Source organism: Paenibacillus illinoisensis NBRC 15959, from assembly GCF_004000925.1.
GTDB lineage: Bacteria > Bacillota > Bacilli > Paenibacillales > Paenibacillaceae > Paenibacillus > Paenibacillus illinoisensis.
The window spans coordinates 812527-824761 of sequence record NZ_BIME01000001.1 but is presented as its reverse complement, the minus strand read 5'-3'; the positions used below and the strand labels follow the sequence as shown (position 1 = coordinate 824761).

12 protein-coding genes are annotated in these 12235 nt (G+C 45.3%); all 12 read left to right on the top strand.

Annotated features, from left to right (window positions below):
- Positions 1-25: 25 nt before the first annotated feature.
- Genes PIL01S_RS03525 through PIL01S_RS03470 form a run of 12 tightly spaced genes read left to right on the top strand, consistent with a single transcriptional unit; the run spans position 26 to position 12226 of the window.
- Positions 26-391: a response regulator gene (locus PIL01S_RS03525; protein WP_095287820.1), complete on the top strand. Its 366-nt coding sequence runs from the start codon at positions 26-28 to the stop codon at positions 389-391.
- 11 nt (positions 392-402) lie between these two features.
- Positions 403-939 carry a flagellar biosynthetic protein FliO gene (locus PIL01S_RS03520; RefSeq protein WP_246058098.1) on the top strand — a complete coding sequence of 179 codons (537 nt, stop codon included), beginning with the start codon at positions 403-405 and terminating at the stop codon, positions 937-939.
- Entirely contained in the window at positions 936-1691 is a 756-nt protein-coding gene (gene fliP / locus PIL01S_RS03515; protein ID WP_095358618.1) for a flagellar type III secretion system pore protein FliP, read from the top strand. Before PIL01S_RS03520 ends, fliP begins: the two co-directional genes overlap by 4 nt.
- A gap of 25 nt (positions 1692-1716) precedes the next feature.
- Positions 1717-1986 (top strand): flagellar biosynthesis protein FliQ, encoded by a 270-nt coding sequence (fliQ, locus tag PIL01S_RS03510; RefSeq protein WP_024630226.1) that lies wholly within the window; start codon positions 1717-1719, stop codon positions 1984-1986.
- A gap of 10 nt (positions 1987-1996) precedes the next feature.
- Positions 1997-2785, top strand: coding sequence for a flagellar biosynthetic protein FliR (gene fliR, locus PIL01S_RS03505; protein ID WP_127536254.1), 789 nt, complete (start codon positions 1997-1999; stop codon positions 2783-2785).
- Between the two features lie 23 nt (positions 2786-2808).
- Complete coding sequence (gene flhB / locus PIL01S_RS03500) at positions 2809-3891, top strand: flagellar biosynthesis protein FlhB (RefSeq protein ID WP_127536253.1); 1083 nt, start codon at positions 2809-2811, stop codon at positions 3889-3891.
- Positions 3892-3915: 24 nt separating this feature from the next.
- Positions 3916-5949, top strand: a complete 2034-nt coding sequence (gene flhA / locus PIL01S_RS03495; protein WP_127536252.1) for a flagellar biosynthesis protein FlhA — start codon at positions 3916-3918, stop codon at positions 5947-5949.
- On the top strand, positions 5946-7301 hold the full coding sequence (gene flhF / locus PIL01S_RS03490) for a flagellar biosynthesis protein FlhF (protein WP_127536251.1): 1356 nt from the start codon (positions 5946-5948) through the stop codon (positions 7299-7301). Before flhA ends, flhF begins: the two co-directional genes overlap by 4 nt.
- Complete coding sequence (locus PIL01S_RS03485; RefSeq protein ID WP_127536250.1) at positions 7298-8185, top strand: MinD/ParA family protein; 888 nt, start codon at positions 7298-7300, stop codon at positions 8183-8185. The genes flhF and PIL01S_RS03485 overlap by 4 nt, the downstream gene beginning before the upstream one ends.
- A gap of 33 nt (positions 8186-8218) precedes the next feature.
- Entirely contained in the window at positions 8219-9631 is a 1413-nt protein-coding gene (locus tag PIL01S_RS03480; protein WP_127536249.1) for a protein-glutamate methylesterase/protein-glutamine glutaminase, read from the top strand.
- A gap of 33 nt (positions 9632-9664) precedes the next feature.
- Positions 9665-11731, top strand: coding sequence for a chemotaxis protein CheA (locus PIL01S_RS03475; protein ID WP_127536248.1), 2067 nt, complete (start codon positions 9665-9667; stop codon positions 11729-11731).
- A 36-nt stretch (positions 11732-11767) separates the two neighbouring features.
- A complete protein-coding gene (locus PIL01S_RS03470; protein WP_127536247.1) occupies positions 11768-12226 on the top strand; it encodes a chemotaxis protein CheW in 459 nt (152 codons plus the stop codon).
- The last annotated feature ends 9 nt before the right edge of the window (positions 12227-12235 follow it).

Below are 12235 nucleotides of genomic sequence, written 5' to 3'. Positions count from 1 at the left end.
CAATTTAGGGAGGACTTGAATCAAGATGGCAAACCGAATTTTAGTCGTGGACGACGCTGCGTTTATGAGAATGATGATCCGGGACATTTTGTCCAAAAACGGATATGAGGTCGTTGGCGAGGCTCAGGATGGAGCACAAGCAATTGAGAAATTTAAGGAACTTCGTCCTGATCTGATCACGATGGATATTACCATGCCTGAGATGGATGGTATTGCAGCACTGAAAGAAATCAAAAAAATCGATGCGAACGCTAAAGTCATTATGTGTTCAGCTATGGGACAACAAGCGATGGTAATTGATGCGATTCAGGCTGGTGCCAAAGATTTCATCGTTAAGCCATTCCAGTCTGACCGGGTCATCGAAGCGATCAGCAAAACGCTGGGAGTTTAAGACACATGATGATGGCGCAGGGTGATACTCCTGGAGGAGCTGACATTGGGACCAACTATTATTTTCAGCTTGTATGGGTGATTGTCGTCCTGGCCGTCATCCTGGTCCTTATCGTCTACCTGCTCCGCTTTTTGAACAAACGGAATCAGCAGTGGTTCCGAAGTGGCACAGTCCGCATTTTGGGTGGTGTGGGGCTGGGGCCGAACAAGTCACTTCAGATCATAGAAATTGGTGGCAATGTTTATCTGGTCGGTGTTGGCGAAAATATACAATTGCTAGACAAAATTTCAGATTTGGAAGAGGCACAGAGAATTGTTGATTCATTTGAGAGAGAAGCTTCTTCACAACAGGGAAGCCTTTCACCATTAATCAACAAGTTGGCATCCCGCTTCCGTAAGCAAGAACCACCAAGGGAAATGGAACTTGAGGATACAGCCTCTTTTCACGAGCTATTCGAGTCGAAGCTACGGCAGATGCCTAACCGAAAAGAAAAGATGGACAAGCTCCTGGAAGAAGACAATACTACAGATCGGTCGAGGGATTCATGAAGAAAAAGATTTGGCTAGCATGTTGTTTGATGGGGCTTATCAGCCTGGCATCTGTGACGGTTGCCTTTGCCGAACCGATACCGAACATCGATATCCAAATCGGAAGCGGAGATGGAGGAACACCAAGTACGAGTTCTCTGTCCATAATACTGTTAATTACGGTGTTAAGTATAGCGCCTGCAATACTGGTATTAATGACCAGCTTCACCCGAATTGTTATCGTTCTCGGTTTTATACGGACATCCTTGGGGACACAACAAATGCCACCCAATCAGGTGCTTGTCGGTTTAGCGCTCTTCCTGACACTGTTTATCATGTCACCGACGCTGTCTTCCATTAATCAGGTAGCTCTTCAGCCTTATCTCAAAGGAGACATTACGCAAACGGAAGCGCTTGAAAAGGCACAAGATCCCATTAAGAAATTTATGTTCTCCCACACAAGGGAGAAAGATTTACTGCTTTTTATGAAATATAATCAGACCGAAAAACCAGAAACATATCAAGATATACCGATCACTGTCATGGTGCCAGCGTATGCAATCAGTGAATTAAAGACAGCATTCCAGATGGGATTCATGATTTTCATTCCGTTTCTAGTCATAGACATTGTGGTTGCAAGTACACTCATGGCTATGGGGATGATGATGCTACCACCGGTCATGATCTCATTACCTTTTAAGATATTGCTATTTGTCCTTGTGGACGGTTGGTATCTTGTAGTGAAGTCACTGCTGCTGAGCTTTAACACATGAGCAGGAAAGTTGAAGGAGGACGGTCATGACTTCAGAATTTATTATAGGTCTGGCCGGGAAAGCAGTATATACGTCGCTGCTGGCTAGCGCACCCATGCTTATACTTGCTCTAGTTGTGGGTCTCATTATCAGTGTATTTCAAGCAACGACCCAAATTCAGGAGCAGACATTAGCCTTTGTACCGAAAATTATTGCCGTTCTTCTGGCAGTGCTCTTATTCGGACCTTGGATCTTAAATATTTTGGTAGATTTCACGTATAACATTCTCGATAATTTATACAGATATATAGGGTAGGCTTTCGCACATGGAGACATTGTTGCAAAGTTTTCCTGTCGCTCTGCTTATGTTTTGTCGAATTGCATCATTTTTTGTAACTGCTCCAGTATTCTCAGCTCGAAATGTGCCGAATTCCATTAAGGTTGGTCTTTCGGCATTTGTAACATTAACGGTTTATGTAGTTTATGGCATGAATCAGGAAGTGCCTACCGATCTGAGTTACATTCTGTTGATTATCCGGGAGATATTAATAGGATTGTTGCTAGGTTTCGTAGCCTATCTGATCATGACAGCCGTGCAGACGGCGGGAACATTCATTGATCTTCAGATTGGCTTTGGTATGGCGAATGTATTTGATCCGATGACGGGTGCTTCTGCACCGCTGACAGGTAATTTCAAATATGCTTTTGCTATGCTGCTTTTCCTGACGATGAATGGACACCACTACCTTCTGGACGCCATTGTGTACAGCTATCGCTGGATACCTTTATCCAATGCCTTTTTCATACGATTGGCTGACGGTAGTATTGCTGAGTTTCTCGTTCGTACGTTAGGTGAGGCCTTTATGCTTGCCTTCCAAATGTCGGCACCCATTGTAGTGGCTTTGTTTTTGACGGATGTGGGATTGGGTTTCTTGGCTAAAACTGCTCCTCAATTCAATGTGTTTGCTGTCGGTATGCCGTTAAAGGTCCTGGTGGGAATCGCCATATTGCTTTTGATGGTTCCGAGCTTCGCCTTTGTATTTAGCCAATTGTTCGAAGCGATGTTTAGATCTATGGAAAAGTTGCTTGGAACGATCGGACAGAGGCCGGGCTAAAGGAAACGGAGGACAGGATTTAAATGAAATTTCAACTTGACCTTCAGTTATTCGCAGGGGAGAAGACGGAGAAAGCCACCCCGAAAAAAAGGCAGGATACCCGCAAAAAGGGACAGGTTGTTAAAAGTATGGAGATCTCCGGAGCATCCATTCTCCTGTTCACCTTTTTAATCATGATGGTTTTCAGTGATTTTTACAAAGAACGCATTGTTCGGTTATTTACAGATATCTTTATAAATCGGCTGAGCTTGGAGATTACCGGCGAAAATGTAATGGCGCTTATGATGCGCTATGGCATTGAAGTTATGCTGCTGCTAGCACCCGTACTGATAGGTGCGGCGGTGGTTGCCTTGATCGTCAATTATATGCAGGTTGGTTTTCTACTTGTGGGAGAAGGATTGAAGCCAAAGCTTGAGAAGCTTGATCCAATCAAAGGTTTCAAAAACATTTTCTCACTCCGTTCATTAGTGGAGTTTGCAAAATCCATATTGAAAATGTCGATTATCGGTTATCTAGTCTACAGTACGATTACAAGTTATCAATCGGATATTGCTTCACTTTCTCATTTTTCTTTGGATGCCATATTACATTTTTCGGCTTCAATCACCCTCAATCTGGGTGTCAAAATTGCTGTGGCCTTAATGGTACTCGCAGTGTTCGACTACATGTATCAGAAATATGATTACGAGAAAAACATTCGGATGTCCAAACAGGACATCAAGGACGAGTACAAAAAAATGGAAGGTGACCCGCTGATCAAGGGTAAAATCAGGGAACGTCAGCGTCGCATGGCTGTACAGCGCATGATGCAGGAGGTTCCAAATGCAGATGTGATCATCACAAACCCGACGCACTTCGCCGTAGCGCTGAAGTATGAAGGGTCTGAGATGGAAGCACCTCAGATTATTGCCAAAGGTCAGGATTACGTCGCCTTGCGCATCAGGGAGATTGCCAAAGAGCACGGTGTCATTACAATGGAAAACAAGCCGCTGGCACGGGCATTGTTCCAGAGGGCCGAGATTGGCGACGCCATACCGGCTGATTTGTTTCAAGCGGTAGCCGAAGTGCTGGCTTATGTATATAAATTAAAGGGCAGAACGAAATAAAAGGGATCGGAGGCCGTACATTCATTGAAAACAAAAGATATTGCTGTCCTTGCGGGTATCATTGGCATTGTGTTGATGATGATTCTCCCGATCCCAACCTGGTTGTTGGACATGCTGCTTGTTGTCAACATTTCACTTGCATTGATGATATTGCTCGTAGCGATGAACAGCAAGGAAGCGTTGCAATTCTCCATCTTTCCGGCATTATTGTTGATTACTACACTGTTTCGCCTAGCATTAAATATTTCAACAACAAAGCTGATCCTTGGAGAAGGAGACGCCGGGTCTGTCGTAGCTACCTTTGGTAGCTGGATCGCAGGCGGTCAAATTGCTATTGGTTTCATCGTCTTCCTCATACTGGTCGTTGTTCAGTTTATCGTTATCACCAAGGGTTCGGAACGTGTAGCTGAAGTTGCGGCACGGTTTACACTCGATGCGATGCCTGGTAAACAGATGAGTATTGATGCGGACTTAAATGCAGGCTTGATCAATGAACAACAGGCCCGTGAACGTCGTTCCAAAATTGAGAGAGAGGCTGACTTCTACGGTGCAATGGACGGTGCGAGTAAATTCGTAAAAGGAGACGCGATCGCGAGTATTATCATCTTGCTGATCAATCTCATTGGTGGATTTATTATCGGTATGACCGTACATGGTCTCTCGTTTGCAGATGCGTTGTCCACCTATTCTGTATTAACAATCGGGGATGGATTGGTCAGTCAGATTCCTGCACTTCTGATTTCTACAGCAGCGGGTCTTATCGTCACTAGAGCGTCATCCGAAGGTAACTTGGCAGATGATATTACGGGGCAGTTGTTTACATACCCGACGCTCATATATATTGTAGCTTTTGTAATAGCAATGCTTGGTTTCTTCACTCCAATTCACGCCATTACGACCATACCTTTGGCAGGTATACTGGCTTTTGCCGCATGGAGGATGCAAAATACGCTGAAATCCAAACAAGAGGCAGAAGAACAGATGGAGGAGGAACAACAGATCGAAGAGGTTAGAAGTCCTGAAAGTGTAATTAACTTGCTTCAGGTTGATCCAATCGAGTTCGAGTTTGGTTACGGTTTGATTCCTCTGGCCGATAACCAGCAGGGCGGAGATCTACTGGATCGGATTATTATGATACGTAGGCAATGTGCGCTTGAATTAGGGCTCGTTGTCCCAGTTATTCGGATTCGAGACAATATTCAATTGAGACCTAATGAGTATGTCATTAAGATCAAGGGTAATGTGGTGGGTGGCGGTGAATTGCTGCTTAATCATTATCTGGCTATGAGCCCTGGGTACGAAGAAGAATCTGTGACAGGAATTGAAACTACGGAACCGGCTTTTGGCCTTCCTGCTCTATGGATCGACGAAGTGACCAAAGACCGAGCTGAGCTTGCTGGTTACACGGTTGTGGATCCGCCATCCGTGGTGGCTACCCATCTGACGGAACTGATTAAGAAACACGCACATGAGCTTCTCGGCCGACAAGAGACGAAGGCGCTTGTGGACAATCTCAGAGAGAACTATGCTGCACTTGTCGATGAACTGATTCCATCGGTTTTGGGCATTGGGGATGTACAGAAAGTGCTGGCAAAACTTCTGCGTGAGAAAATTTCCATCCGGGATATGGTCACAATTTTCGAGACACTGGCTGACTATGGGACGTATACCAAAGACCCTGATGTTCTGACAGAGTACGTAAGACAATCGCTTTCCCGTCAAATTACCCAACAGTTCTCCCAAAAAGGTGAAACACTTAGAGTGATTACCGTTGGGCCTGGATTGGAAAAGAAAATTGCCGAAAGTGTACAACAATCCGATCAAGGAAGTTACCTTGCACTGGATCCTGCGTCTACACAAAGTGTGTATCAAAAATTGACCGAGCAGGTCAATCGATTAATCCAATCAGGTCAACAACCTGTTGTATTAACTTCTCCAACTATTCGTATGTACCTGCGTCAAGTCATTGAACGTACCATGCAGGACATACCGGTGCTTTCCTATAGTGAGTTGGAACCGAATGTTGAAATCCAAAGTGTCGGAGTGGTGAACTTATGAGAGTAAAACAATATATTGTTGAGACCATGCCCGAAGCTATGCTTCAAATTCGGAAAGACCTGGGAAGTAACGCTGTCATTCTGTCCACCAAAGAAATTAAGGTGGGCGGAATGATGGGAATGTTTCGCAAAAAGAGAATTGAAGTTGTAGCTGCGGTTGAAGAGGAAGATAAAAAAGAAGCCAAGAAGCAGATACAGAACCAAGTTGCGTCAGTGCCTCGTTCGTATGTTCCTGAAGCGTACAGGCAGACGGCTCGTTCATTTGTGAACGAAGCGAGTGAATCGGAATCGTCTGCTCAGGTTGTTGAGCAATACGCCGATGAAAAACGTAAGGAAACCGCTGCTCATGCTGAATCGATAAACATTGATTCAGATAGAGGGCGCGGTAAATTTGAGTCAAGCACGGATTATAAACCGCGACCGGAAGGGGCGGATTTTTCGGGTTCATCGTCTCCTGCCGTGCAGGAACCAAACAAACAGGGCCAACAAGAACTGATGTCTGAACTGAAAGAACTAAAAAAGATGATGACTCAATTATCTAGACAGAATGAATTGGCTGACCCTGTACCTGAAGCGTTTCTTTTTCTTAGAGAGCGGCTGAGTAATCAAGAGGTGCGGACAGAAGTTTTTGAGTCATGGTTTGAAACGGTTCAGACGCAGCTGAATGCTAAAGAGCTGGACGAAAATGAGATTGTTCAAACCGTTCAGAAACAGATTTTAACGTTTCTGGAGGAACGTATCGATGCGGGGATATTGCCCGGCACTCGTATTGTTTATGTTGCTGGACCTACAGGTGTGGGGAAAACAACAACCATTGCCAAACTGGCGGCTGAGCAGATGTTTAAGCATCATCGGAAAGTTGGATTCATTACATCGGATACGTACCGTATATCAGCAGTAGAACAACTTAGAACGTACGCTTCCATCTTGAATGTTCCACTTGAGGTTGTACAGTCTCCAGGAGATACACAACGAGCCATATCTCGTTTGCAGGATTGTGACCTGATCTTCATGGATACTGCAGGAAGAAATTATCGAAACGAATTGCTCGTTTCTGAGTTGCAAAGCCTGCTTGCACCAGTAGAGAACAGTGAAACCTTTCTCGTCATGAGCATGACATCCAAAAGCGCGGACATGTTTGAAATTACCGAACATTTCAGCAAGTATGGGTTGGATAAAATCATTTTCACCAAGATGGACGAAACGGGCACTTGTGGTCCAATGATTAATCTGCTGCATCACTTCCCGTTGAAACTTGCCTATGTGACCAATGGACAGAATGTTCCGGATGACTTGCTCAAACCAGATCCGGCTTCATTGACTAAACAATTGCTGGGAGAACTCGCAAAATGAAGGACCAGGCAGCCTCTCTTCGAAGTTTGGTGTCAGCACCGAGCGGATTGGACAAAACCCAGCGCAGTGGCCGCTCCTCGAAAATCTTAACGATTGCTAGCGGCAAAGGTGGGGTAGGGAAATCCAATTTCACGTTGAACTTTGCCCTTGCGCTGCAAACGTTGGGCAGGAAGGTACTCGTATTTGACGCAGATATCGGTATGGCTAATATTGATGTCCTTATGGGGACTTCATCTCCCTATAATCTGTATCATTTATTGTATCGGCAGAAGTCCATACAGGAAATCATTCAGCTTGGTGCGAATGGACTACCTTACATTGCCGGTGGATCTGGCATGAAAGAGTTATTTTCGTTGTCGGACCGTGATTTGGAATTTTTTGCAGAGCAAGTGGAAATGGTTGCGCAGGAAATGGACTATGTCATATTTGATACTGGAGCGGGGCTCTCCCGCGAGAATATGAAGTTTATTGGTGCAGCTGACGAATGTATGATTATAACCACACCTGAACCCACGTCCATAACAGATGCATATGCACTGGTTAAAGTGATGCATGGTCAGGAAAATGCTACACCTTTTCGGATGATCGTTAACCGTGTTGAAAATGAACAGGAGTCGGAACAGGTGGCGGACAAAATAGCAGGAGTAGCCAAGCGGTTTTTGCAAACGGATATCCCCCTGCTTGGGTATGTTTCAGAAGATCCGAATGTTGTTAAAGCGGTGAAGAGACAAGTGCCCTACAGCTTGGCTTATCCCCATTCAAAGGCTTCCAGAGACATACAGCGACTCGCCCTTCGCTATTTGGCTGAACCTGGGGTTAACGAAGCCGGAACCTTGACAGGAATCAGGGGATTTATGAAAAAGTGGCTTAGGAAGACAACATGATTCTTGAATAAAGGAAACAGAGGTGGACAAAACATGGCGGTGTATCAAGTATTGGTTGTCGATGATTCCGCTTTTATGCGCAAAATTGTCACGGATCTAATTGAAGCTGACCCGGAATTCAAAGTTGCGGCAACGGCTTCAACCGGCAAGGAAGCAATTGAAAAAGCAGTGGATTTAAAGCCTGATGTAATTACGATGGATGTAGAAATGCCTGAGATGAACGGGCTGGATGCACTGAAGTCGATCATGCAGAAGTCATCGGTGCCTGTAATTATGCTATCAGGTATCAATGAACAAGGTATGAAGGAAACCATCATGGCGCTTGAGGCAGGAGCCTTTGATTTTATACGCAAGCCTTCCATTTCACATGATCAAGATATTGCTCAGGTAGGCAAGGCCCTCGTCGAGCGGATGCGGGCGGCCATGAACGAAATCAAGCGAAAAGCAGAGCGTGAGGAATCCTTGAAACAGACGAAAGAGATTCAGGAACATCTCTTGCGTCAATCTCAGCGAGTACAGCGTGATGCTCCTGCACAAGTTCGCAGAGAACCCGCTCACAAAAGGATTGATCCTGTTCAGCCAGTTACAAGGCCAAACAGTGAACCAAGTGAGCGACCCCAGTCCAAAGTGCTGCAGCGAAACATGCCACTGGCGGATCAGAAAAAAGAGCGGCCAGACAAAAAACTGGAAGCTCCAAAGAGCCCAGATCGTGTTCCTGATACAAGAGACGCTAAGTTGCCTAAACCTATTAAGCCCCTTCATACTCCGAAGGAGTTGCGGAATGTTGAGCCAATACGGTCGGCAATGGAGCAAACGGCTGCATCCTCAAATCAACCATTACCAAAAGCAGTAACGGGGACTGATAGTGCATTCAACAAAATTGTCGCAATTGGCTGCTCTACGGGAGGTCCAAGGGCCCTTAAAACTTTGCTTGAGGAACTGCCTGCTGATTTGCCTGCACCTGTCATCATAGTGCAGCACATGCCGCCAAACTTTACAAGGTCTCTGGCACAACGGCTGAATACCTTCAGTCCGCTGCATGTCGTTGAGGCTGAAGAAGGTATGGTTCTCAAGAAAGGTTCTGCTTATATCGCTCCTGGTGGATATCACATCGTCGTAAGTAAAGCAACCGATGGAAAGTATATTCTGAAGCTTACGGAGCAACATCCGGTGAATGGCCATCGGCCTTCAGTGGATACGATGTTTGAGTCCTTGTTGCCTTTTACGTCGCTTCAGCGGCATTTGGTTTTGCTGACCGGTATGGGCAGTGATGGAGCGAGAATGATGAAAAAGTTGTATGAAGCGGGTGTAACGTCTACCTTTGCGGAAAATGAAGAGACCTGTGTGGTGTATGGAATGCCGCGTTCTGCTGTAGAGCTGCAATGCGTACGTCATCTTCTGCCTTTGCAGGAGATCGCCCCAAAACTTGTTCAAGCAGTGAAATAAACGGAGTGTAACTCATGGAGGAGGTGCCTCACAATGGACATGAACCAATACTTATCCATGTTTATTGATGAGTCTAATGATCATCTGCAATCCCTTAACGACAACATGCTTCAACTCGAAGGCAATCCGGAGGATCTGGGTATAGTCCAAGTCATTTTCCGCTCTGCTCATACTTTGAAAGGTATGGCCGCAACAATGGGCTTTGAGGATTTGGCATCATTGACACACAAAATGGAGAATGTGTTAGATCTTGTGCGTAATGAGAAATTGAAAATGCAGGACTATATTTTTGATACTCTGTTTAAGAGTTTGGACGCGCTTGAATCCATGGTTCAGGATATTACCAGTGGTGGAGAAGGTAAAGCCGATGTTTCCGCAATTGTCGCTTCCCTTCAAGCTATTGAAAGTGGTGAATGGACAGGTGGTGAAACTCCAGCTGCTACAACAACGGCTAAGCCGGTAGAAACCATTTCATCGGCTGTTGATCTGGACGAATTCCAATATTCTGTTCTGGACCAGTCTATCGCGGAAGGGCATCGAGTTTTCTACATTGATGTGCTTGTTAGTGAGGATAGCCAGCTGAAAGGTGTACGTGCCTACATGGTCTTTGATCTCTTGGAGCGTTCGGGTGAAGTTGTGAAGTCTTTCCCTACGGTTCAGGATATTGAGCAGGAGAAGTTTGAGCGCAGTTTCTCGTTGTATTACATAACAACCAAAGAAGCGCAGGAACTGGAAAAAAGCATTTTAAGCATTTCAGAGATAGAAAGTGCCAAAATCATTCAGCTGGATCAAGAAACTCTTCAGCAGATGACCAATCAGGCTGCAGCAGCAGTTGAAGCTGAAACAGTCGCCATAGCAACAGCTGTATCACAAGAGATCGCAACTGCGGTCAAAACAGAAGAAAAACCAGCAGCCAAACCTGCTGCACCAACTAAACAGGCAGCCGCACCTTCGCGTACGATCCGAGTGGATATTGAGCGATTGGATGTACTGATGAATTTATTCAGCGAATTGCTGATTGATCGGTCGCGTCTGGAGCAATTGGCAAGTGAAACGGGTAATAATGATCTATCCGATACTGTGGCTCATCTCAGCAGAGTCAGCTCAGACCTGCAAAATATCGTTCTCAAGCTGCGCATGGTACCTGTAGATACCGTATTTAACCGGTTCCCACGAATGATTCGTGACCTAGCCAAAACCTTGGATAAAAAGATTGACCTGGTCATTACCGGTGCTGAAACGGAATTGGATCGTACTGTCATTGACGAGATCGGTGACCCATTGGTGCATTTGCTGCGTAACGCTGTGGACCACGGTGTCGAATCAATCGCAGAACGTGTTGCTGCCGGAAAACCGGAAATGGGCACAGTTAACCTTCGAGCTTTCCACAGTGGCAACCATGTTTTCATTGAGATTGAAGATGACGGCAAAGGAATTTATCGTGAGAAGCTTTTACAAACAGCCATTAAACGCGGTGTCGTGACGGAAGAACAGGGTGCGAAGATGAGCGACGATGAAGTTAATCAGCTTTTATTCGCTCCTGGTTTCAGTACAGCTGACAAAATCTCGGATATCTCTGGTCGCGGAGTAGGTTTGGACGTTGTAAAATCCAAAATCACTTCGCTTGGCGGTAATGTAACCATTCATTCCACACCAGGCAAAGGCACTAATTTCTCGGTTCAACTGCCATTGACGTTGTCAATTATCGCTGCAATGCTTGTACGAGTTGGTTCCGAGAAATATGCGATTCCGTTGTCCTCCATCGTGGAGACGGCCATTGTGCAGCGTGAACAAGTTCGTAATATTCATGGTAATAAAATGATTACGTTCCGTGAGTCCCTCATTCCGTACTTGTCGTTAAACGAAGTGTTTGGCGTACCTGATTTCAATGATGAGGATGAGTCGGAAACAGAAATCGTTGTCATCCGCAAAGGAGATCGTCTAGCAGCGGTTTCCGTGGAAGAGTTTATCGGACAGAGTGAGATTGTTCTCAAATCAATGGGAACCTATCTTCCTTCCATTGAAGGAATCTCCGGAGCAACCATCCTGGGAGATGGACAAGTAGCTCTCATCGTTGATCCTAACGCATTTATTAAATAAGCAACTAAGCCTTACACTTATAGGGAGGTTTTATTCATGGAAGAATTGAAAGTCATCGTCTTTAAACTAGGATCTGAAGAATACGGTATTGAGGTTGATAAAGTTCAGACGATTGAACGCATGATGCCGATTACTCGTGTCCCTAAGACATTTTCCTTCGTAAAAGGGGTTATTAATCTTCGCGGGGTTGTTATCCCTGTTATCGACTTGCGTGGTCGTTTCTCTCTGCCAGAAACAGAATATACGGATCAAACTCGAATTGTCATTGTAGCTGTAGGTGACATGCAGGTTGGATTCATCGTTGACGCAGCCAATGACGTAATTGACATTAAGAGCAGTGCAATTGACAGTCCGCCGGAAGTGGTGGGTGGAGTCAAAGCGAGATATCTGCGCGGAGTGGCTAAATTGGAAAATGAGCGTTTGTTGATCATGCTTAATCTGCATGAAGTATTGAATAAAAGCGAAGTTGTACAGCTGGAAAGTGTTGAGGGCTAACACGTGGAG